Origin of the sequence: Rossellomorea vietnamensis (genome assembly GCF_008180615.1) — a bacterium.
Taxonomy (GTDB): domain Bacteria; phylum Bacillota; class Bacilli; order Bacillales; family Bacillaceae_B; genus Rossellomorea; species Rossellomorea vietnamensis_D.
This window is the reverse complement of the sequence record NZ_VTEH01000012.1, coordinates 97,779-119,050: the sequence shown is the minus strand read 5'-3', so window position 1 is coordinate 119,050 and position 21,272 is coordinate 97,779. Positions and strand designations below refer to the sequence as shown.

Sequence of the window (21,272 nt, the reverse complement as noted above, 5' to 3'; positions counted from 1 at the left end):
CTTCATTCTTTAGTAATCCGATCCATTCTTTTACAGGGGGGAATGTATGAGATTACTAAAGAATGATTAGAGGGGGTCAAGAAGTCTGATTTCCTCAAAAATCCTTCAGGCTATTTCTGTATCTTCTAAAAACTGAGGTGCTTACCAACGTTATGACTGACTATATTGTTTTGGAAAAAGAAGAGATTATCTACTATGTCTACAATCTGAACTGGTTACTTCCTGAGGAACAGCAGGAAGTAGCAAAGAAGGTTCTTTTTCAATTGCCTCCTGATCAGGTGGATTTGCTGATTCCCACGTACGGAAAAGAATGCTGGGAAAATGGTGTGTCCCTATTAAGAACTATGGGCTACCCGCGAAACAAACAGGCATTACCCAAATTAGTCCGCTTATTACAGGACCGGAACTGGCCAGGTGCCATGGAAGCAATAGCAACTTTCAGGGATGTAGGTAAGGATATCAGCACTCCCTATATTGAGAAAGAATGCGAAGAAGCTGTCAACTGTGGAGATGATGACTGGTTGGAGCACCTCTATTACGCGTGTGATAGTTTAAAGATAACTAAAGAGGATTTTAGTAATAGGGTTACTTTCGAAAAAATGAAAATAGCGGCGGAAGAAATATAAATAAAAGGACCTGCCCCCCGGTACGTTAATATACTGGGGGTCAGGCCCTGATTTCCTAGGCTTTCCTCGATGAATTCGGCGAAAGACCCTTTGGCCTGCAGTTTTGAAAACGGACGCCAAGACCAATCCATTTTTTTACAGGGGAGGAATGTATGAGATCTCCGAAGAGGTTTAATTTCGTAAATTCGGCAGGCACAAGTGCAGTTCACCTGTCCCCCCTGCCCCAACTATTAGGGAGTGATAAAATGAGGAAATTCTATTTTACCTTTATATTACTATTTCTTCTTTCAGGTTGTGGCGAATATTCTCCCTCTAAGCATGATGTAGTCAATACACATGGAAACATAGAGAATTTAAGATTACTTGAGAATTTTATAGAAGATGTTTCTATGGATAGGGATAGTGAAGTCCGAGTAGTAAATTACACTGATGAAGGCGATCCCATTATTCATTACTTAAACTATTTCAACGATGAACTAACTTCGAAGAAAGATACAAGAGAAGATGAATTTGGGGATCAATTAGTAATGGAAGCTGTATGTGAAAGCATAGAGAAAATAGACCAAAACAATCGAACTGTTTATCAGTTACACGGGTGTAATGGCAAAGCAGAAGTAATACATGTAACTATAATTAGTAATGATTAGTGTTTACAGACAAAGGCCTGATCCCCAGTACATTAATACGTTAATGTACCGGGATCAGGCCCTAATTTTCCACATCTTTATGTGAACAGCGGTATCAGCAAACCAGCCAGCAACAGGATTATTGCTCCTCCCAAACGTGAGGAAATTTGGGCAAATGGCATCAATTCCATACGTTTTGCTGCAGAAAGGACGGCCACATCACCTGTTCCTCCCATATTTGCCATACACAAGCCTGCTGTAATAGCAGCTTCTATTGGGTAGAATCCAACGAGTCTGCCGAGAAGCGCTGCACCGATAATCGCCCCAAGCACTACACCGAAAACCGTAAGAATGTATTGCAGAGTAAGTGCTTCTAGAACAGTCCCAAGGTCAGTATATGCTACACCGATTCCGAACAACAAAGCAAAGGTCCAGTTTTTAGCGACGAACTGGTACCATTGACTCGCACCTTCAACGACTGTCGACGGAATGGCGTTTGCCACTTTGGCAGCAGCAACCAGGATGATCATGATCGCATATGCGTGCAATGGAATGAATGAAGCCAGTAATGTGCCAACTGTAAAAAAGCTCAGCGCAGCCAGAAGGCCCACTCCCATTTTTTGTATATCATAATTTGATTCTGTTTTTTCATATTTAAATCCTTGAATTAATTGACCGTTTCCTGTCAGGGAAGGAAATTTCTTTCCGAGCAAATCCAGCATGCTGGCAAGGACAATGGCGAATACATTCCCGAGGGCCAAAGCGGGTACCAGCATGGAAATATAGTAACTCGGGTCATTACCAAGAAGTTCAGAATACACTTGGCTCATCGGGACAGCCCCGGCACCCATTCCGCCTCCCAAGATCGGCATGGCAATGACAAGAACTGCCTCTTGAAGGGTAAATCCAACTAGAGAACCTATAAGTGCTGTAAGTACCACTGCACCCAATACCGCTCCTCCGATTGGAAGAAAGTATCTTAATCCAACTTTCACAAGTATCTTTGAATTCATACCAAGAATACTTCCAGTGATTAGAGCCGCGATGTAAAAGTTCAGGAATCCGCCTGATGTCATGAAGTCGGTGACTGATGTGGTGATACTCTCAGGAAGCAGGCCGCTGTATACCATGTAAGCGGAACCAAAAATAGCGACAATGGCTCCACCGCCAAGGAATGTTTTCACAATTGGAAGTCTGTCACCAACAAATCCAAATAATTCACCCAGCACTATCATAACCAGCAAACTTCCGATCATACCGCCAGGAAGATTTCCTGTATACATACTAATCAGCGTAATCGCTGAGAAAATAGCAAACCATAAAATCGGGGTATTAAAAATGGATATGTTTCCGTCTTTGAATGATTGAATATTTGAACTGGTGACTTTTTTCGTTTCCTCTATAGCTGTATAATCTCTTGCTGCTTCCCCCATATCTTTTTCCTCCTCTGTTTTAGAAGAAGTCCGGTTTAAGAAACCGTACTTCTTCCTTTTTTCTCTTGAATCGCTGTTGCTCTGACAGCTTTGGCTACGAGTCTTGCCACTCTCTCGTCAAGAGCTTTTGGTATGATATAATCTGCACTCAGTTCTGCTTCTGTAATAACCCCCGCAATGGCATATGCAGCTGCCACTTTCATTTCCATCGTAATGTCTTTTGCTTTAGCGTCCAAAGCGCCTCTGAAAATCCCAGGGAAAGCCAGCAGATTATTTACCTGATTAGGGTAATCAGAACGGCCAGTCCCAACGACTTCAGCACCTGCTTCCAATGCTTCCTCCGGATAAATTTCCGGAATCGGATTTGCCATTGCCAGCACGATCGCTTTCTCATTCATTGCTTTCACATGTTCAGGCTTCATAACACCGGGAGCAGAAACCCCGATAAACACATCGGCCCCTTGTATAGCGTCGCTCAAAGTACCCGTGATTCCGGTTAAATTGGTCTGTTCAGCGATTTTTTCCTGTGCTGTATTCAACCACTTTTCACCTTTGGAGACAACGCCTTCCAAACTCACAAGAGTAATATCTTTATAGCCCGCATGTAACAATAGTTTCGCAATCGAAATACCAGCAGCCCCAGCACCATTGATGACAATCTTGTTGTTTTTATGGACTTTATTTACGACTTTCAGGGCATTATAAAGCGCTGCCAAAACAACGATTGCTGTTCCATGCTGGTCATCGTGGAATACAGGTATATCCAGTTCTTTCTTCAGTCGTTCTTCAATCTCAAAACAGCGCGGTGCAGAGATGTCCTCAAGGTTCACTCCCCCGAAGCTTGGTTGAAGCGCTTTAACAATATTGACTATTTCATCTACATTCTTAGTATCCAGGCAAAGTGGAAAAGCATCGATGTCAGCGAAATTTTTAAAAAGGATGCTCTTTCCCTCCATCACAGGCATGGCCGCTTTTGGACCAATATCGCCAAGGCCCAATACAGCTGTTCCATCAGAGACGATCGCTACCATGTTTCCTCTTGAAGTCAGTGTGTCAACCTCTGCCTCATTTTCTGCGATTGCCTTGCAGACATCCGCCACTCCCGGAGTATAGACAAGACTTAAATCTTCTTCGGTCTTAATGTTCACTTTACTGTTTACTTCAATTTTTCCTGAATGCTGTCTATGGAGTGCAATAGTTTCATCTCTCAGGTTTCGTCTGGACATTTTAATCTCTCCTCACGTAATCGCTTTCATAATCTACTTTTATCTTAGAGAGATTTTTAAAAGATAAACAGGTTATGAAACTATTGCATTCTTTTTGAAATTAAAAAAAGCAGACGTTCCGTTTCTTATCGAACCTCTTCGGACTTGTGGCCATTTTTTTCAAAGGCTGTTTTCGCAAAGATTGTGGCTATTTTAAAAGTAATGGATTTCCGCTCCAGGCGCGCGACTCCGCGGGGCGGGCGCCCGGCCTCCTCGGCTTCATAAAAAGCGAAAGCGGCCGTTCAGCGACGTACAGATTTTAGGGCTCTCGTATGAGATAAAGGAATCACGAAGAGCGACAGCGATTCGATGATGACTTATCGCAAGGAGAGAGACCGAAATCTGCTAGTCGTTGGCCGCTGAAGCTGGATTCGCCTGCGGGGTCTCACCTGTCCCGCTAGTTCCGCAGGAGGTCGCACGCCTTCCGCTCCAATCCTTCCACGTAAAAAGGAGGAGGAGATAAAATAGCATTTAAAAGTAACAATCTTTTAGAAAGGCTGTTTTATCATATATTGTTGCTTTCAAATAATCCCGGATACTAAGAGTCTTATCTCTTTTCGGTGTTACCAGATTTCACCGACCCTGTATGGTTAATTTTCGGAATTAGTATCAAATAGCAACAAAGTTTACGAAAAGAGCCTTTTCAAAAAACATGAGTATATAAATCGTCTGTCTCTTATACAGCAGCAGACTGGAAAGAGCCAAAAAAAACCCAAGAACCAGTAAAGATTCTTGGGTTTTATAAATATCCTTCTAATACTTTATCATTTTCTTTGTAGGAGTATTGATATACCGGGCGTCCGATCCCATATACAAGCGTTTCTTCCAATACTTTCAGCTCCGTCAAAAATACAAGGTACTTCCTTACTGAAACCCTGGAAATGTTTGTGTGCTCCGCTAATTCATCGGTTGAAAAATTTTTCAGTTCCTTAATAGTCTCAACGATTACCTGAAGGGTGTTTTTGGTAAGTCCTTTCGGCAGTGATTTATCGGTCTCCATCTCACTTTTCTCAGGTTCAAATAACCTCTGATCAATCTCATCCTGACTGAGTTTCTCACTATTATGAAAAATGGTCTGCTTTTCTTTGAATCTCAGCAGTGCTTGTTTAAACCGGTCAAACTCAAAGGGTTTGATCAAGTAATCGATTGCCCCAAAGCGAAGGGCAGACTGGATTTTCTCGGTATCTGAGGCTGCTGTGATCAATATTGCATCCACAGCCAGCCCCCTTTCTCTTACCTCCCGCAGCAGTTCGAGGCCATTCCCGCCAGGCATAAACACATCCAGCAGCATCAAGTCCACTTTTTCCAATTCCAATACCGATTTTGCCTCTTTGGTTGTATGAACCACATCCACTAATGCGAAACCATCCACTTTATCCAGATAACGCTTATTGAATTCTGCTACCATCGGATCGTCTTCAATTATTAATACCTTAATCATGTTCTATCCCAACTCTCGTGGTATCATATTGTATTTCTGCAGAAAAGACCGTTCCTTCAGCACTCGATTTTACTGTGAGACTTCCGTTAAGGCGCTCAATGCTCTTTTTGACCAAGTATAAGCCGAAGCCCCGGTCTTCACCTTTAGTGGAATATCCTTTCTCGAAAATGACTGCACTATTTTCATTCTTAATGCCGGGACCGGTATCTTCCACTTTAATGAACAACCTTCCACCTTCGTCTTTCAGTCTCAATTCTATTATTTTCTTTTCGCAATCCGCCAAGGCTTGGATCGCATTATCAACTAGGTTCCCTATGATTGTGATCAGTTCATGATTGACCTCTGGTTCAAAGATTTCCTCTATTGTTGAATAACTCTTCACAATCAACTCAACGTTTTCTTCGCGGGCATAACTTATTTTTCCCATCAGGAAACCGGCAAGCACCGGGTCTTTTATGCTTTTTGTAACCATATCGACTTCCTTGTTATTGTGATCAACCAGCTTACGGATAAATTCCATTAATTCATCATACGCTTCTAATTGGACCATTCCAAATATGACATGCAGCCGGTTCATGAATTCATGTGATTGAGCACGGAGCGATTCAGCATAAGTTCGAATTCCGGTTAACTGTTTTGCAAGATGATTCATTTCGGTCATATCCCGGAAAGTTGAAATGGCTCCGATGACCTGGTCATCCACAATGAGGGGCTCCCGATTAACAAGGATTGACACCCCGTTCAGAATCTGTTCCTCATCGCGTTCAGGCTTTCCTGTCTTCAAGACCCTGTCCAGTCTACTGCTTGGCATATAGTCAGAGATCTTCATCCCCACAGGTTCTTCAGATAATCCGGCCAGTTTAAAAATTCTGAGGGCTGATTTATTGACCAGTGTAATATTTTTGTCCTGATCGACTGCCACAATGCCCTCATGAACAGACTGAAGCATTGTGCTCCGTTCTTCTAGAAGCTTTGAAATAGCATACGGCTCTAGTCCAAATAGCATTCTCTTTATGTACTTAGCAACAAGAATCGCTCCTAAAATCCCAGCCAATAATCCAAATACTGTGCCCTTCAAGATATTTAGATGCCCCTGTAAAAGGGCCGACTGTACTTGTTCCAAGGAAATCCCTACGACAACAGCCCCGATTTGATTGTTGTTATTATCATAAACAGGAGTAAACGCCCTTAATGAGTCACCCAGCGTTCCTTCAGAGGTTGATATATGCTCATCTCCCTGTAAAACTACTTCTTCGTCTCCACCTACAAATCTTTTTCCGATCAAATCAGGGTCAGGGTGGGATTTTCTGATTCCTTCCATATCCAAAACCACAATAAACATCATATCGGTTATGGTCTGTACTTCACTCGTATAATTCTGGATGGACTGTGCTGCTTGGTCATCCAGTAAACCTTCCTTCACTATTTTCGATTCTGCTACAGTTCTGGAAACAATTTGAGCTTTTTCTTCCTGGTCATCCTGAATCCTTTGGGTAGTAATATTGCTAATAAGCAAATCTGTTATCAGTAAGGACAAGAGCACAACCAGGCAGACAAATATAATAATAATAGAACTCAATTTCCATTTCCTTTTAAACATGGAATTCACCTCAATCTTTAATGTCACAGTGACGTCCCGACATTTGTCGATTAATATAGCCGGCACATTAATACGTTAATACGTTAATGTGTAATGGGGGTCAGACCCTGATTTCCCCTGACCTAATGATTTAAACATACGTTTGATTAATTCTACACTCGATTTATCTGAACTAACCAACTAAACTCCTTAACAAAGTTCATTGTAACAGTACCAACCGGCCCATTCCTAAGGGCTGGCCAGCCCCCAGGTACATTAACACGTTAGTGACTTTGGTTCAGTTCCTGGCTCTATTAGTGAATAGTAAACGTTTAAGAAAAGTTAATATACTTAAAAGGGGGATAAGAGAGAAAGAACGCAACCATATGAAGCAATGATTGCGTCCTTTTTAAAAGCTAAGATTAATACATTAATTAAGTTTCATAAGATACTGGTTATTCTTATCCAAATAGATATGATGTACTGAATATATTACCTCAGCAGGTACAGAGCCTTTAGGTATAGCAGTAACAAGTGTCCCTTCATTTACGCCATCTGGTCTTAATTCTGCTTGTTTAAAATCTTCGTCTTCAAAACCCAAAACAAATCCTCTTTCAATTTCTTTACCATTCGAATCAAAGAAATCAAAACTTTGTTTGATAACAATATCCTCCTTGGTTGTTGTTTCTCCAATATTCTTAACAGAAACATCAAATTTCGCAAAATCATATTCCTGATTAACCTCTTCATTTTCATGTAAATTTTGTTCAATAGCATAATTGTTAACCGTTATCTCAACGATACTATTTTGATCACCGCCAATGCGGACTGCCTTAAATGGTTTACCCATTTCAGCATCAAAAAGTTGCGGGGTATCCATATTCTCTAATTTTGCTACACTCTCTTCTTTATCACTACAAGCACCTAGTGAAAACACTAAGAATGTTCCTAACAGTGTACTAATAATTATTTTTTTCATGATGTAATCTCCCTTAAATTTCTATTTTTTTATTATTTTACCATAATTATAAAGGCAAGAAATTTTTTATTTATTTTATAGTTAAAAATTGGAATGTTAAGTTGGTTATGGATATCAAGAAAATAGTGAAATTCACTCGTCGATAACCTTGAGTAGCCAAAATTATTCTGCAAATTTCTGAGTAAAAGCTGGAGACTTTCACCTCCAGGCTTTTGGTATTACTGTTCGGTATTACTGTTCTGCAATACTAGAACCTATTAGTTAATAATCCTAATAATAGTGTTCCTGTCTTTCTTCTTCCTCCATTTCCTGCCTTATACGATCCATTTCATCCTCCAGATCATCCCAGGCTACCGCCTCCTCCATTGTATCTTTCTCATCCATTTCCTCTCTTCTCGTTTCAATTTCGCCTTCCCTCTCCTCCACTATTCGATCTAGCTCATCTTGATAATCTTCTTCCCCCTGATCTTCTTGTTCCCATTGATCTTCGTCTGAGTCATTAGGAATAAGAATATTAGTTGAAGCAGATTGACTTTCAGCTAATATATCTGTTAAAGATTTTGACCCTATTTCTTTTCTCCTTTTTAGATAATCCTGATATTGACGTTCATGCTTTTGTTTTATATAAGCTTCAATATCATCCTCCATAGTAAGTCTGTCATCGTCAAAAGTGCTATCACCTTCTCCTGTGGGAGCCTCGGCAGATACTTCAGGAGTCTTTATTAAGATTACAATTGTGAAAATAAAGTAAGTCAGAAGGCTGATGACGGGTTCGAAATGACCAAATTCTGATGATTCAATAATTACCTTTGATACGAATGCCATTAGGGAACCTGAAAGATACATTATTAAACCGATTAATGGCACTCCGCTAATTGCTCGTCCAGCACCCAAAGATACAAAGTCCAATATATAGAATCCCTTATAATTACTTCTTCCCATAAAGATACCTGCTACAATACACAAAGCTAACAAGGCAGCTGCCGATTTCATGCTAAAGTACACCAACATTTAAATTCTCCCTTTCCTTTGCAAGTTTTACAGTACTAAACAAATTGATTTTTCTCTTACCAAAACAAAAAATCTCCCCTTTTCTTGATAAAGTATAAAAATATACAAGTCCACAACAAAGTTATCCCCCTGCCAATAAGGGAAATGAGATTATATTGTGTTTGTGAATCAGTATATTTTTCTTTATCTCCTAAAAAGGTGGAGATTGGTATATTCGTATATAATAAAAATGGAAAATATTTATATAATAAGCCTATAAATGTATAATAATTATTTTTACATTAAATATTTTACAATATAGGAAATAAAATGTAAATACGAAATCTTTATCTACTGTCTGATTTTTTCTACAAAAATGAAGAATGGGACCTTAACCCCGGTACGTTAATGAATTGGGGGGCAGGCCCTAATTTCCTATATTCGAAGGGCGCATAGGGAAAAGTTTTGACTACCAATATGAATATGGCTTAAAAAATAATGAAGCAATAATAATAGTAATAAGGCGGTATTTATATGAAAAAAATATTACCGGCCCACTCGCAAGAGCATTTACAATGAACGCAATCAAATTTGAGGAAACACAAAAAAGTGGTAAATATAAAGATGGAAAGTATTACTCTGAAAGGATACTTGAAATCGGATACATGATGAAGAGGGATCACCAACTAGCTAAAGATTTATTAGACCAATTACTTAAAAGCGAACTCCCTAGTGTATTATCAAGCTCCTGTGTTTATGCCTTATTAGTTGACTATAGAACACAAACAGCATTAAAGATTTTAAAGGAAATCGCAAAAGGTGATAATGGAATTACAAGTGGTAACGCAGAAGTTACAATAGAACTTTTTAATTCAGGAGAATTATTTGAATTACACGGCATTGAAAGATATGAAAAATAAGAACATGAAAGTCGGGGCCTGACCCCCAGTACGTTACTGTGATGGGGGACTGTGATTTTTTCTAAAAACAGTAGAAATAGCAGCTTGACTTTGTTTAAAAATGGCGGCTAAAGCAATTCCATCCACTTTCACTGATTCCGTAAAAGACAAATTGTCCTTGTTAAAGCCATCGCTCATCTTATTATCCCCAATCCATAAAGCTCTTCCTTCGTTCGTATTAGAAATAAAATATTCTTTATCTTTATAAACAAATTCTATCTCTCTTCCCTGTTCCAAATAAATCAGTAAGTGTTGAAAGATAATGGTTCCACCCGCCGGGACATCATGGAAATCTTCTTGAATTCTCATTTATATCTCTCCTTTCCTACTATCAACTCGGTACAGGGGCCACACTACCGTAAGTTGATACGTTAGTGTCCTGATCCCCCCCTCTGTCCAAATAGAACCCGAAATCCCCCTCGCTTATGATGATGAGTGGGATTTTTATGTCACAGTAACGCCTTTAAATTTTTCCAAACCAAAATGATGCTTGCTTCGTCTAAAATGGTGAAAGGGGGGAAACGAAGATGGCTGAACTTGAAGAAATAGCAGTGAATGTTAATAGCATAGATAATAACGAACAAGTTATCGGCCAATTAATGGATACCTACAGCGATGATGTACTGCATCTGGTTTTTTCCTATGTAAAGAATCGAACGACAGCCGAGGATTTAACGCAGGAGATATTTATTAAATGCCATGAAAAACTAGGTCAGTTTAATAATAAATCATCAATAAAGACGTGGCTATATGCAATCGCCATTAATCATTGTAAGGATTACTTGCGTAGTTGGCATTACCGCAAAATACAATTCAGCGATAAAATTTTGGATTATATCCCATCCAAGTCAAAACACGTTGAAGAGGAAATCATCTCAAAGAATGTAGCAAACAGTTTAACGAGTGCCATTATAGATTTACCAGTAAAATATAGGGAAGTTGTTTTTTTACATTACTACGAGGAGCTTTCTTTATTAGAGATCAGCAAGATTACGGGTGTAAATAGAAATACATTAAAAACCAGATTAAAACAGGCCAGAGAATTATTAAAGAACAAGATGAAAAAGGAGGTTTAGCCATGAGCGATCCATTCCAAAACATAAAGAATTCTATAAAAAAAGATCTTGAGGGATTTTCATTTTCCGAGGAGAGAAAAAATGTGGTGAAAGAAACGATCCGGAAGAAGCAATCTCACCTAGACCTTCACTGTTGGAAAGTAGAAACCCTTAAAAATTTATTGTATGCACTGCAAAATGAAGCAAAGCAAGGGTACGATATTTCCACCGGGCTTTTCCAAAAAAATGAGCTTAGCTTTAAAAGCGATGAAGGCGAGCTTTATATCCTTTTACATCTACTTGAAAATAAGAAAATCATTACTTCAAAATGGGTGGAAGACAGGAAATACTATTCCCTAACTGCGAAAGGAAAAAAATATGCAGCTGCTCTGGAACCTAGAGGTTCAAAACAACGCGCATCACTGAAATCTTTACTCGAGGAGGCTTCTTTATGAGTTCTTCTAAATTTGAGGAATATTTAAGTAAAGTCATCTCTAAAGTGAAATCCAAGGAAGCTCACAGTATGATCAAAAAGGAGCTTAGTAATCATATGGAAGAGCTAAGCCGGTCCTTTCAAGAGAGAGGATTATCTGTAGGGGATGCGGATAAAAAGGCAATGCAGGAAATGGGAGATCCCTCTACTGTCGGTAAAAACATGAATCATCTTCATAAACCGAGAATGGACTGGCTCCTTATTGTGTTATTTGTCCTTCTTGCAGGCATTAGTTTTCTTCCACTGATGGGCAGTGTTTCAGTGCCCAGCTCTTCTTATATGAAAACACAAGCAGTCTGGCTCGTCCTTGCTGTTCTTGCTCTCATAGGATTTCTTTTCTTTGATTACAGGAAACTGAAAAATTTGTGGATGTATTTTTATGGAGGCGGCTTAATCCTGTTTTTCACAACTTTTTTAGTTGGCGTTGAGCTTAACGGAGCAAAAAGATGGATTTCTTTCGGAGGTATTACGATTGATGGTCCGGCTATATCTTTATTTTTATTTTTGATCGCGTGGGCCGGCATTTTTTCTAAAATCAATGTGTCTAAGGGGTGGAAAAAACAAGGAATGCTATTATTCCTATTTTGGACTCCAGTCCTTCTCTACATCATGGTCCCACAATTTATGTTTAGTATTATATACTTTTTTAGCGTATTAGCGATGTATGTTTTTTCTTATGTTCATAAACAATTTGCCATTAAAGCAGCCGTGGGAAATTTGCTTATAGGTATCCTTTTCTTTAATATGATGATACTTACATTCCCTAATAGCTACCTCTCTGATACACTCATACCCCTGAAAGATATCCTTTCAAAGGCTGGTTGGTTCGGCAACGGACTTAACAATGATCTAAAGCTCCCTGAAGCACATACAGATTTAGTATTCCCATTTCTCGTCTATTCTTTTGGCTGGGCTTTTGGAATTGTCCTTTGTCTGCTGCTCTTTGTATTTATTTTACGGATATCTTCAAATGCTTTTAAAACAGAGGATTTATTCGGCAGATTAATAGCCATCGGAGGGGCTGCATTCTTCATTGTTCCTGCTTGCTGGAACATCTTAATGGGTCTTGGTATAGTGCCCATCATGTTAGTACCCCTGCCGTTTATTAGTTATGGCGGAAGCCTGCTGCTAGTATACTCTGCACTGCTAGGCCTTATTCTGAACGTTTATCGAAGAAAGGATATTGTAGAATCTACAGTGGTATGAAAACGGGGCCTGACCCCCGGTACGTTAATTCGTTAGTGTACTGGGGGTCAGGCCCTGATTCTCTGATTCTTTTATTCTGTTATACACTTCATCTGCTTATTTAGCAGGAACATAAATATGGCATGTTGATTCGGCTCATAATAGACTCAGAATTCAAAATGATATTGTTCTATATTTTTTAAAGCCTTAATAAAATCGCCTGTTTCCATTACATATTCATGTCTTGAACTACTTTGATTTTCGAGCTTCCTAGAATAAATTACTCTTTTACTATTCGGACGCAACCTTTCAATATCTTCAATATCAGCCCAACCTTTGGAAACAGCCTCAATAAGTAAAATATCAGTACTCATAAAGCTAATAGGAGTTGCTGGATTATGTATTAATTCTATTTTATGAAGGTTATCCATAATCTTTTCTTTAATAGTCATGGTTCCCTTATCACTTGAGAATATCGTGATATTTTTTATTGAGGAAGGGTAATGATGAAGCAACAAATACACTAACACTAAAATTGAAGTTTCTCCTGCATTCTTTCTTAAATCCGAACCATCTTGCACTTCAAATCCTTCTTCATAAAAACCATCAATCCACTGTTCTGGCAGGTCAACATTCTGGTTATAATATTTCTTTAATCCTGAAAAATACTTTCTAGCAGGTGATATAGAAGAAGAAGCATGTTTAAAAAGCTCCATCAATCTAAACTCTTGATATTCAACAAACTCAACATAATCTTCCTCTTCGTTGATTATAAAATAAGGAACAGGGATTCTGGCTAGGTACTCTAGCCGTCTTTCACTATGAGAGATTTCACGATGAACCCATTCAGGTATCAGTATAATATCGTAATTCCTAAATACTTCATCAACAAGAAAGATATCTTTATGCTGAGTACAAAATTCTAAATTATTGTTGTCCATAATCAGAATTCGATTAGTCTCTTTCTCATTAAGTTTCCCACTTAAATCTCTATAATTCCCCACTTTCCAGTTTCCCTTTCACTAGTAAATATTTTTTTTCTAATCCGATAATAAATTCCTTTGTTTCATTATAAACACGGTCATCAGTATCTGTTATAGAGTCAATTTCATATTTCAAAAGTCCAAAATCCACTATATACGAAGGTTTAACTAGATTTTCATCAAGCGATAACTTTTGAAATATCTCTACCCAGGAATCCATATTAAAGGATAGATCAAAGTTAGATCTTATTTCTTCTTGAAGAACTTCATTCTTATACTCTATTGCCGATTCATATAATTGAATTAAAATAGCCTTATACGGCGCTTTAAAAGTATCCATACAAATAGCAGCTCGATTAATAAACTCTATTTGCTTTAAATCTAAGAAATAATTGTAAAGATCATTACTTATTACCATTTGACTTGCAAAATAATCAGCTTTCCGTTCTGTTAGATCAAATTCTGTTGAAATTTCATGTGAATTTGAAAAGTCCTCTGTAAGATGGTAAATTTCATGCCAATAAATGAAGTATTGATATAGTCGAGGTTGTGCAGTATTAATTACTGGGATTTTTTTGCCATTGGGAAGTTCTCTAATTGCTCCTCCCCAATCAGGGTCAGGAATAGGAATTTGGATTAAATAATGGTCTTTTAAAATTTGCAGGGCAAGTTTTTCCGGGGATTGTATATCATATTTAGCAAGAAACCTATGCATATATTTTAAGTGGCGCTGGATTTCATTATTAATTTGTCTATTTAATTTTACTGTTTCATTTAGGTTATTACTCGATATTCTCATTTCTTCACCCCTTTATATAAAAAGTGGCAACCGTTAATAACTCATCTAAATCACTTAATAGATCTTTGGTTAATTCATTTCTATTAGAGAAAGTCGATCTATCTGAATACTGAGTAGATGGTAAATGCCATTTTTCCTGTTGAACATCAGAAAAATACGTAAAATAGTCAATGGGCAAATTAAAAGCATCCGTTATCTTTTGTATCTGTTCCTCATAAATTTTCGGGTTAGGACTTTTGCCTTCTACTATTTGATTAATTGTCGGCCGGGAAATTCCTGTCATTTTAGCTAAAGAAGTTTTTGTATAGCCATTCACTCTTAAAAATTTAAGTAAGTTTTCCCCGATAATACTCTGTAGTTGATAGAGCGGCATCTTAATCACCTCCGAACTTATTTAGTTTCATTATACAGTAAAAGTAAAACCGCGTGTAAAAATAAATTTTACAATCTGTAAAATTTATTTTTACCCAAATCATAAATTCTTATTCTCCTTCTTTTTAATGTCACAGTGACGTCCCGACATTTGTCGATAAATATAGCCGGTGCGGCAAGACCTTAGAAGCACATACAGACACTTAGAGCTTTTAGGAAACCTGCTAAAATAGAATCACACCACTAAACAAAAACGAGGGATACAAAATGACTTCACTTGCCTTTGACCACCTTGTTCACTTTTCATCTGATCCTGCATCCGCGAAAGAAACGATGCTGCAGCATGGCATTCAGGTTATTGAGGGTGGAAAGCATGAAAACTGGGGGACTTATAACACGCTTGCTTATTTTGGTTTGAGTTATATCGAATGGCTCGGAATTCAAGATCGGTCTATTGCCGTACAGGTTGACGATAACCCGCTGATTCAACAGCTTGTCGCTGACTAGAGAGGTTGAACGTTAGAGGGATGGAGGTTCCTTGTCTCACTTATGACATGTCTCTCTGCTAAAATACTGAGAATCAACTTTTAACCTTTTCCTTATTGAAAATCCGTCAACTAATTTCATATATTCGGCAGGCGCATAGACGTTATCTCCCTAATGGAAATCTAATACAGTTACCCTCTCCTTCTGTCCATGTCGGCAGTACACTTAAATGTATTTGCTTCTGTATGAGTCGTATTAGTGCTCGTCCCAGTGCCTTCTAGGTTTCCTTTTTCTACACATTACCTAACGACTTCCACGTTGACTTCATCAACGGTCAGATTTCCTTCTAACTTATTTCAACCTTCCGTAGTGGGGCTCTTTACTTTGGTGTCGTATCAGTTAGACGACGGATAGTTAATTGGAAGGCAAATTTGCTGTGATTTTTATTTATTTTGCAACCATATCTGTTGGGAGTCGTCTAAAGGTGGAAAGGGGATAACTGATGTTAAGAGATAAAAGGTTAGTGATGGATCATAATGAAATGAACAGAGAAGAAATAGTAGAATGGTTGATGAATGAGTATGGCAGAAAGGTTGTGAGGCTAGCTTATACCTATTTAAAGCAAGAACAGCTAGCTGAAGATATTGCACAGGAAGTATTCATTAAATGTTTTCAAAAGTTAGATACGTTTCGGCACGACTCATCTTATCAGACTTGGATTTATTCAATCACTGTAAATCTATGTAAAGATAGATTAAAGAGCTGGAGTTTCAAGAATCTTATTACAAGTAACTTTTTTTCGTTAAAAAGTGTCACCCATGAAACACCTGAGAAAGATGTCATCAATCTTGAAGCAAAAAGGGAACTTTCCGAATGTGTACTGGGACTGCCCGTTAAATACCGAGAAATCATCATATTATTCTACTATGAAGAATTATCCTACAAAGAAATATCCGAGCTCTTGGGAATCAGCAGCCAAACAATCAAAACAAGATTGCACCGTGCAAGGAACCTTTTGAAGAAGCAACTTAAAGGAGGGGAAAGAATTGACTGACAGATTAAAAAAGCTAAAAGAAGATATGGATGACACGGTTCTTAATGGCTTGGATTTCAGGGAGAAGAACAAAGTGAAAGTCAGGAAAACCTTTGTCACAAACCATGATAATGTCAAACATAATCGGAGGATAAACCTTGGCTTTGTGTTGAGTCTTTGCTTTACCACTCTGTTCATCGGTTCTGCCAGCTATATTCTGGTGAATAATACAAATATATCTGAAGAGGATTCTCTCACAAAGGAAACTGACGTTGACGTCATTGCTGATAACGATCAAAAATCTTTACAAGTTTCACACCCCGAACCAAAGGAAAACTATGAAAAAATGACCAAAGAGGAAATACTGCATAAATTATTTAACTCCGTGGATTACTTTGAAACAGCTGCAGGGAAATTTGAAGTATATGAAAGGTATTATGATGGTTCCTCCTCTAAGGAAACGGTTGAGTACAAGATGAGTAATAAGGGAGTTATTGGAGGTTACGAGAAGATTATCAACCACCCGGATCCTGAGAATCCCCAGACGAAACAGACTACTCAGGAGACTTATTATAACAGTAACCAACTGTGGCATTTGAAATGGGATTTAAATCAATATTCGACGAAAGACTATGAACCAGAAGAGAAAAGACCTGTCGTGAAAGCAGAGGATATTTTTAATATGGATCCCGATGATATTTTTGAATTTGATTCTAGAAAAATGTACAGGGAAAGCCCGCCAAGTCTAATTGCCTTTAGTTCCCTTTTTAATTATACATTTGTGGCAAAGTTCTTAAGGTACGAAAATGAATGGACCATCGAAAAACAAAATGAAGAGCTGCTGGGACATAACACACTTGTTATTTATGGAAGACTTGACGATAGCCTTGTTAATATTATGCAGCCGGAAGAAAAGGATTTTCGTATATGGATTGATAAAGACACTGGAATAATTGTTAAAAGAGAGGTTTATAATGAGGCAGGAGAATTAGTCAGTTATTTACATCCATCCAACCTTGTTATTAATGAAACTTATCTGACAGATGAATTTGAACCTGAACTTGAAGAATATCAAGAGGAACGGCGATGGTTAAATCCTCCCCCTCAAGATAAAAGGGAAAGTGAACTAGAGGTTATTGAACATGCTGATACAAAACTTAGTAAGGTGAAAGAAGTCATGGTGGATCAAAGAGAAACCATGCCATTGTTTTTTGAGTTTGCCAACTCAAAGATCACACCTTTTTCCGCCAGTATTGAAAAGTATCAGGAAGATTACCAAGCCTTTGTGGTCTATAGCTATGATAAGCCAGAAACTGAACAAGGGTCAGGATCACGTTTGCTTTATACAAGGATTTATCCAAAGGACACCTATCTTAGAAAAACAGGAGATTTTGACAGACCGCTTGGTGATGAAATCGAAGCGTTGAAGGTGAATGGCATCCAATGGAGGATATATAAAGTGCAAGGAACAGATGATGTTCATGTAAAAGGAGAGTTAGATGAACATATCCTTGAACTAGTCACCCACGATGTATCATTTGATGAAACCAAAAGATTGTTAAGCACATTTCAGAAGGTAAAATAAAATAAGTGGCAATGATGGTAACATGTGCTGTTCCGTTGAAGGCAATAGAATAAAAGGGCCTGCCTCCAGTACATTAACGCATTAACGTACCGGGGTCAGGCCCTTATTTCCTACTGTAAAACACCTACTAATGATAAAATCGTTTAAGATAGGAAAATAAAGGATACATCTCTTTATGTGAAAAAACAGTATCTTACGTTTCAGGAAAAGTGAGGCATGGGCGGCTATGGCGAAAGAATAATTAATTTTTAAGGGAGTGAGGAGATTGAAAAAATTCTCTTGGTTAAGCTACTGGTCTTTACTATTAAGCGTTTTCCCAGTACCCTTTTTCTTTGCGATCCTTTATAGGCTAATAAGGATTGATATCTATTTCAGTTTATCTCTTATCGCCTTGTCCATTATTTTATCGGTGGTTTTTGGGGTTATTGCTTTCGTTAAAAAGACAGAAAAAAATATACTTGCTGGAATAGCCATTTATATCGCCCTATTCAGTGCGGGGATTGTAATCGTTATCATGATGCTTGGCCAAATGGGTAACCCGCCAAACGCATGATGGTCCTGGACTTTAGGTTCATGAAAAGCGGTGCCTGCCCCCGGTACGTTAAATACGTTATTGTGATAGGGGGCAGACCGTGATTCGCATAGATTTATAATTACTGGGAGTAAAAGTGGCATTTTCTGAATAAGTTTGTTTTTAATGATAGTTAATTCCATGAAAAGGCAGGGTGGTATATGAATAGTGAAAGTAATATTATCGTTACTCCATTGAAACATGAGTTAATAGAGGACATCCATAAGACAAATGATTATTTTACGTTGTATGGAAAAGTTGTTCCCAGTTTGCAATCAGGAAAATGGACTTATAAAGAGATTCTTTTTGATGAACCCAGCGAAACACGTTTTCCAGATGACAAACTTGATTGGAGACAATATATAAACTCAGAGGATCGAGCCTTGTTTTTAGCTTATACCAATGATACTTGCATAGGGCAGATTAGAATCGTTAAGGACTGGAATCACTTCTGTTATATTGAAAACATTGCTGCTAAAAAAGAGTATAGAGGAAGCGGAATTGGAAAGCTGCTTTTAAATAAAGCGGAAGAGTGGGCAAAACAGAGGAAACTTATAGGAATGTCCTTGGAAACACAAGATGATAACCTTGGTGCATGCAGATTTTATGTGAAGCACGGATTCTTGCTGGGCGGGGCTGATACACTGAAGCAGTCATATAACCCCAATATTGAAACTACATTGTATTGGTATAAGTTGTTTGAGTAATTGGGAAGGCGGAATGATCCCGGGGATTCTTAGGAGTCTCACCATAAAGGAAATATGGGATAGTTTCCTCTGTCCCGATAAAGCCCATTAAATATAAAGTGGGCTTTTTATAATCTATAGAGTAATCTTTTCGTCCTTTACCGTAATTTTATTGCATGTCAGCTTAATAAGCATTAAATCCATCAATATATTCACTTGATATATGCCTTGATATTTGTTTTTTGTATCTTTATTAAGTTCAACCACCTTGATGTCTTGAAGGGAGTAAGGGCTTTTTCCATATTCCCAGTGCTTTGGAGAGATTTCTTCTTCACTTGAAACGTGATAGTTCTCAATGTTCAAGTTATTACACCCAACAAACAGAAAAGACCCTTCTTCACATTTTAATGTTAATTCATCTGCAAAATAGTTGATGTCTAATGTTAGAAGTGTTGAGTCCCAATAGTTAACAGTGTTTATTAGTTCTTGGATTTTCATAATTACCACCTTATATAAGAGACATTTGATAAAGGTGCCTAATCTAATAGTGTACCGGGGTCAGGCCTGATTCTATATAACTGAAACGATGGGTAATCCATCAGTCATCTCTATCTTCATTGAAGTCGTCACCTGACTCCAGTGAACTTTTATTCTTTAACTTCAATTGTATGGTGGTCAGTATGAAAAATGTAGTATTCACGTGTAGGTTCTGCTAAATGAAGTTTTTTGAATTCTTTCCATGCGGGAGTTGAATCGGGGAAGTGAGAAATGACTGTTAATTCATCCAGATAGCGTATTGAATTTTTCGAATAGGCCGAAATAGCCTCTACAAGTACCCATTGCTCCGGATACTGTTCACGTACTTGTTCCCATTTCACTGGTTACACCTCCTTGTTATTGTTTTTAGTATATCATTCTTCATTAAATAGATTAACTCTTTTACAAGGACGGGGCCTTAAAGGCGGGGCCTGTCCCCCGGTAAGTTAATGCGTTAGTGTACTGGGGGCAGGCCCTGATTCTCTTGATTTAAGCATCTTTATAATGAATCGCCTCGTTTGCTTTTTTCATCAAGGCTTTTGACACGAAAAGCTGATACGAGGCCGCTTCTCCCTTTTCTACTCCTGGACTCACCGTTTTCATCTTATAAGGAATGCTGTTGTTTTCCAGCATCCCCTTCATGGCTGAGTATTCATCGAAATCAGGAGTGGAATAGATCATTTCCCATTTAGCGAACAAACCTTTTATTAGTTTTATTACCATGGACTTTCCCCTCGTAATATTAAGTTTACTCTCAACATATTATTCAGGACTCTTTACCATTAGGGGCCTGACCCCCGGCACGTTAATGCGTTAGTGTACTGGGGGTCAGGCCCTGATTTCGTAGCAGAGTTCGCTTTCCCCTCCAACTCCATACATCCTTCTTGGCCTGCCATTTGCTCGGTCTATTACAAGTCCAATCTCCTCTACTTCATCCGTATCCAAGATAGTTGTGGAACAGCCAGTGTCTAAAAGAACATCTTGGGAAATGAGGGATAATATTTACATTTTTTTAACAATAATTCAATTATTTGTATGTTAGTGTTGAGTAGAATAATAGTAAAGAAGGAGGAAATTATGAAAAAGGTTCTAGCTTTGATTTTACTTTTATTTTTCGGCACATTTGTAACGGGCACAGCTAACTCATTTACTGAAGTAAAGCACAGTGAAAATGATAGGAAGTTAGTAACAGAGAATATAGGTGTTTCTATAGAACCCCAGTTAGAGTCTAAGAAAGATGACGAAGGTATTTCTCCACTTGGGCTAACCCCTCCTGGTAGTGAACATAATATTTTTTCAGATGGAAGAATGTATTTTGCTGGAGAAGCTGAAATCTCTTCTTTGTATACTAATAAAAAATTCACTGGTTCTAGTTCTTACAAAATTCAAATGCGTAACTATAGTGATTCAAGATTAAGAGTTGATATTATGAAGCCTTATTTTTTGAGTGAGACTGTAGTTAAAACCTATTATATCAGTCCAAATAGCACAGGATACGGTTACCCAAGTGGATTAGACCCTGAAGAAGGATATTATTTACGCTTTCATGCTCCAAGCAATTTTGAGGGTTATGTTGACTATTAAAAAGG

Annotated in this window: 25 protein-coding genes; 12 read left to right on the top strand and 13 right to left on the bottom strand. The window is 38.2% G+C overall.

Annotated features, from left to right (window positions below):
* The first annotated feature begins 152 nt into the window (after positions 1-152).
* Positions 153-626 (top strand): hypothetical protein, encoded by a 474-nt coding sequence (locus tag FZC79_RS15250; protein WP_148947630.1) that lies wholly within the window; start codon positions 153-155, stop codon positions 624-626.
* 152 nt (positions 627-778) lie between these two features.
* Positions 779-1,273: a DUF4362 domain-containing protein gene (locus tag FZC79_RS15245; RefSeq protein WP_252183350.1), complete on the top strand. Its 495-nt coding sequence runs from the start codon at positions 779-781 to the stop codon at positions 1,271-1,273.
* A gap of 77 nt (positions 1,274-1,350) precedes the next feature.
* Here FZC79_RS15245 and FZC79_RS15240 read toward each other — a convergent pair whose 3' ends face one another.
* The 6 genes from FZC79_RS15240 to FZC79_RS15215 form a co-directional block, all read right to left on the bottom strand.
* Entirely contained in the window at positions 1,351-2,685 is a 1,335-nt protein-coding gene (locus FZC79_RS15240) for a 2-hydroxycarboxylate transporter family protein (protein WP_148947629.1), read from the bottom strand.
* Positions 2,686-2,720: 35 nt separating this feature from the next.
* Entirely contained in the window at positions 2,721-3,911 is a 1,191-nt protein-coding gene (locus FZC79_RS15235; RefSeq protein WP_148947628.1) for an NAD(P)-dependent malic enzyme, read from the bottom strand.
* Positions 3,912-4,689: 778 nt separating this feature from the next.
* Positions 4,690-5,391: a response regulator gene (locus FZC79_RS15230; protein WP_148947627.1), complete on the bottom strand. Its 702-nt coding sequence runs from the start codon at positions 5,389-5,391 to the stop codon at positions 4,690-4,692.
* The gene (dcuS, locus tag FZC79_RS15225; protein WP_148947626.1) at positions 5,384-6,991 is read right to left on the bottom strand and encodes a DcuS/MalK family sensor histidine kinase; all 1,608 of its coding nucleotides are present in this window, start codon (positions 6,989-6,991) and stop codon (positions 5,384-5,386) included. The genes FZC79_RS15230 and dcuS overlap by 8 nt, the downstream gene beginning before the upstream one ends.
* 409 nt (positions 6,992-7,400) lie before the next feature.
* The gene (locus tag FZC79_RS15220; RefSeq protein ID WP_148947625.1) at positions 7,401-7,949 is read right to left on the bottom strand and encodes a DUF4352 domain-containing protein; all 549 of its coding nucleotides are present in this window, start codon (positions 7,947-7,949) and stop codon (positions 7,401-7,403) included.
* A gap of 270 nt (positions 7,950-8,219) precedes the next feature.
* Positions 8,220-8,960, bottom strand: coding sequence for a hypothetical protein (locus tag FZC79_RS15215; protein ID WP_148947624.1), 741 nt, complete (start codon positions 8,958-8,960; stop codon positions 8,220-8,222).
* Positions 8,961-9,514: 554 nt separating this feature from the next.
* On the opposite strand from FZC79_RS15215, the gene FZC79_RS15210 reads away from it, so the two are divergent.
* The gene (locus FZC79_RS15210) at positions 9,515-9,859 is read left to right on the top strand and encodes a hypothetical protein (RefSeq protein ID WP_148947623.1); all 345 of its coding nucleotides are present in this window, start codon (positions 9,515-9,517) and stop codon (positions 9,857-9,859) included.
* A 33-nt stretch (positions 9,860-9,892) separates the two neighbouring features.
* On the opposite strand, the gene FZC79_RS15205 is transcribed toward FZC79_RS15210, so the two are convergent.
* A complete protein-coding gene (locus FZC79_RS15205; protein ID WP_148947622.1) occupies positions 9,893-10,207 on the bottom strand; it encodes a hypothetical protein in 315 nt (104 codons plus the stop codon).
* A 218-nt stretch (positions 10,208-10,425) separates the two neighbouring features.
* On the opposite strand from FZC79_RS15205, the gene FZC79_RS15200 reads away from it, so the two are divergent.
* Genes FZC79_RS15200 through FZC79_RS15190 form a run of 3 tightly spaced genes read left to right on the top strand, consistent with a single transcriptional unit; the run spans position 10,426 to position 12,652 of the window.
* Positions 10,426-10,974 (top strand): sigma-70 family RNA polymerase sigma factor, encoded by a 549-nt coding sequence (locus tag FZC79_RS15200; protein ID WP_148947621.1) that lies wholly within the window; start codon positions 10,426-10,428, stop codon positions 10,972-10,974.
* A 2-nt stretch (positions 10,975-10,976) separates the two neighbouring features.
* The gene (locus FZC79_RS15195) at positions 10,977-11,408 is read left to right on the top strand and encodes a PadR family transcriptional regulator (protein ID WP_148947620.1); all 432 of its coding nucleotides are present in this window, start codon (positions 10,977-10,979) and stop codon (positions 11,406-11,408) included.
* Positions 11,405-12,652, top strand: coding sequence for an FtsW/RodA/SpoVE family cell cycle protein (locus FZC79_RS15190; protein ID WP_148947619.1), 1,248 nt, complete (start codon positions 11,405-11,407; stop codon positions 12,650-12,652). Before FZC79_RS15195 ends, FZC79_RS15190 begins: the two co-directional genes overlap by 4 nt.
* A gap of 146 nt (positions 12,653-12,798) precedes the next feature.
* On the opposite strand, the gene FZC79_RS15185 is transcribed toward FZC79_RS15190, so the two are convergent.
* From FZC79_RS15185 to FZC79_RS15175, 3 genes are read right to left on the bottom strand one after another with little or no spacing between them, the layout of a single operon-like run.
* Complete coding sequence (locus FZC79_RS15185) at positions 12,799-13,635, bottom strand: hypothetical protein (RefSeq protein ID WP_148947618.1); 837 nt, start codon at positions 13,633-13,635, stop codon at positions 12,799-12,801.
* Complete coding sequence (locus FZC79_RS15180; protein WP_148947617.1) at positions 13,622-14,413, bottom strand: hypothetical protein; 792 nt, start codon at positions 14,411-14,413, stop codon at positions 13,622-13,624. The genes FZC79_RS15185 and FZC79_RS15180 overlap by 14 nt, the downstream gene beginning before the upstream one ends.
* Before the next feature lie 4 nt (positions 14,414-14,417).
* Complete coding sequence (locus tag FZC79_RS15175) at positions 14,418-14,786, bottom strand: helix-turn-helix domain-containing protein (RefSeq protein WP_148947616.1); 369 nt, start codon at positions 14,784-14,786, stop codon at positions 14,418-14,420.
* A gap of 266 nt (positions 14,787-15,052) precedes the next feature.
* On the opposite strand from FZC79_RS15175, the gene FZC79_RS15170 reads away from it, so the two are divergent.
* The 5 genes from FZC79_RS15170 (at position 15,053) to FZC79_RS15155 (ending at position 19,167) form a co-directional block, all read left to right on the top strand.
* Positions 15,053-15,292 (top strand): VOC family protein, encoded by a 240-nt coding sequence (locus tag FZC79_RS15170; RefSeq protein ID WP_148939698.1) that lies wholly within the window; start codon positions 15,053-15,055, stop codon positions 15,290-15,292.
* A gap of 481 nt (positions 15,293-15,773) precedes the next feature.
* Positions 15,774-16,325: a sigma-70 family RNA polymerase sigma factor gene (locus FZC79_RS15165; protein ID WP_252183349.1), complete on the top strand. Its 552-nt coding sequence runs from the start codon at positions 15,774-15,776 to the stop codon at positions 16,323-16,325.
* Entirely contained in the window at positions 16,318-17,889 is a 1,572-nt protein-coding gene (locus tag FZC79_RS15160) for a hypothetical protein (protein WP_148947615.1), read from the top strand. Before FZC79_RS15165 ends, FZC79_RS15160 begins: the two co-directional genes overlap by 8 nt.
* A gap of 265 nt (positions 17,890-18,154) precedes the next feature.
* A complete protein-coding gene (locus tag FZC79_RS23245; protein WP_187442809.1) occupies positions 18,155-18,442 on the top strand; it encodes a hypothetical protein in 288 nt (95 codons plus the stop codon).
* 179 nt (positions 18,443-18,621) lie between these two features.
* Positions 18,622-19,167, top strand: a complete 546-nt coding sequence (locus FZC79_RS15155; protein WP_148947614.1) for a GNAT family N-acetyltransferase — start codon at positions 18,622-18,624, stop codon at positions 19,165-19,167.
* A gap of 114 nt (positions 19,168-19,281) precedes the next feature.
* Here the strand turns inward: FZC79_RS15155 and FZC79_RS15150 are convergent, their stop codons facing one another.
* The 3 genes from FZC79_RS15150 to FZC79_RS15140 form a co-directional block, all read right to left on the bottom strand.
* Entirely contained in the window at positions 19,282-19,644 is a 363-nt protein-coding gene (locus tag FZC79_RS15150) for a hypothetical protein (RefSeq protein WP_148947613.1), read from the bottom strand.
* Between the two features lie 149 nt (positions 19,645-19,793).
* Complete coding sequence (locus FZC79_RS15145) at positions 19,794-20,024, bottom strand: hypothetical protein (protein ID WP_148947612.1); 231 nt, start codon at positions 20,022-20,024, stop codon at positions 19,794-19,796.
* A 148-nt stretch (positions 20,025-20,172) separates the two neighbouring features.
* A complete protein-coding gene (locus tag FZC79_RS15140; RefSeq protein WP_148947611.1) occupies positions 20,173-20,406 on the bottom strand; it encodes a hypothetical protein in 234 nt (77 codons plus the stop codon).
* Between the two features lie 354 nt (positions 20,407-20,760).
* Here FZC79_RS15140 and FZC79_RS15130 point away from each other — a divergent pair, with 354 nt between their 5' ends.
* Positions 20,761-21,267, top strand: a complete 507-nt coding sequence (locus FZC79_RS15130; RefSeq protein ID WP_148947610.1) for a hypothetical protein — start codon at positions 20,761-20,763, stop codon at positions 21,265-21,267.
* The last annotated feature ends 5 nt before the right edge of the window (positions 21,268-21,272 follow it).

Coding starts and splice junctions, on each gene's coding strand:
- FZC79_RS15155 (WP_148947614.1), top strand. CDS start 18,622: ATGAATAGTGAAAGTAATATTATCGTTACTCCATTGAAACATGAGTTA.
- FZC79_RS15140 (WP_148947611.1), bottom strand. CDS start 20,406: ATGGTAATAAAACTAATAAAAGGTTTGTTCGCTAAATGGGAAATGATC.
- FZC79_RS15170 (WP_148939698.1), top strand. CDS start 15,053: ATGACTTCACTTGCCTTTGACCACCTTGTTCACTTTTCATCTGATCCT.
- FZC79_RS15180 (WP_148947617.1), bottom strand. CDS start 14,413: ATGAGAATATCGAGTAATAACCTAAATGAAACAGTAAAATTAAATAGA.
- FZC79_RS15195 (WP_148947620.1), top strand. CDS start 10,977: ATGAGCGATCCATTCCAAAACATAAAGAATTCTATAAAAAAAGATCTT.
- FZC79_RS15245 (WP_252183350.1), top strand. CDS start 779: ATGAGATCTCCGAAGAGGTTTAATTTCGTAAATTCGGCAGGCACAAGT.
- FZC79_RS15250 (WP_148947630.1), top strand. CDS start 153: ATGACTGACTATATTGTTTTGGAAAAAGAAGAGATTATCTACTATGTC.
- FZC79_RS15200 (WP_148947621.1), top strand. CDS start 10,426: ATGGCTGAACTTGAAGAAATAGCAGTGAATGTTAATAGCATAGATAAT.
- dcuS (WP_148947626.1), bottom strand. CDS start 6,991: ATGTTTAAAAGGAAATGGAAATTGAGTTCTATTATTATTATATTTGTC.
- FZC79_RS15215 (WP_148947624.1), bottom strand. CDS start 8,960: ATGTTGGTGTACTTTAGCATGAAATCGGCAGCTGCCTTGTTAGCTTTG.
- FZC79_RS15205 (WP_148947622.1), bottom strand. CDS start 10,207: ATGAGAATTCAAGAAGATTTCCATGATGTCCCGGCGGGTGGAACCATT.
- FZC79_RS15190 (WP_148947619.1), top strand. CDS start 11,405: ATGAGTTCTTCTAAATTTGAGGAATATTTAAGTAAAGTCATCTCTAAA.
- FZC79_RS15230 (WP_148947627.1), bottom strand. CDS start 5,391: ATGATTAAGGTATTAATAATTGAAGACGATCCGATGGTAGCAGAATTC.
- FZC79_RS15240 (WP_148947629.1), bottom strand. CDS start 2,685: ATGGGGGAAGCAGCAAGAGATTATACAGCTATAGAGGAAACGAAAAAA.
- FZC79_RS15175 (WP_148947616.1), bottom strand. CDS start 14,786: ATGCCGCTCTATCAACTACAGAGTATTATCGGGGAAAACTTACTTAAA.
- FZC79_RS15235 (WP_148947628.1), bottom strand. CDS start 3,911: ATGTCCAGACGAAACCTGAGAGATGAAACTATTGCACTCCATAGACAG.
- FZC79_RS15130 (WP_148947610.1), top strand. CDS start 20,761: ATGAAAAAGGTTCTAGCTTTGATTTTACTTTTATTTTTCGGCACATTT.
- FZC79_RS15220 (WP_148947625.1), bottom strand. CDS start 7,949: ATGAAAAAAATAATTATTAGTACACTGTTAGGAACATTCTTAGTGTTT.
- FZC79_RS15165 (WP_252183349.1), top strand. CDS start 15,774: ATGTTAAGAGATAAAAGGTTAGTGATGGATCATAATGAAATGAACAGA.
- FZC79_RS15150 (WP_148947613.1), bottom strand. CDS start 19,644: ATGAAAATCCAAGAACTAATAAACACTGTTAACTATTGGGACTCAACA.
- FZC79_RS15210 (WP_148947623.1), top strand. CDS start 9,515: ATGAACGCAATCAAATTTGAGGAAACACAAAAAAGTGGTAAATATAAA.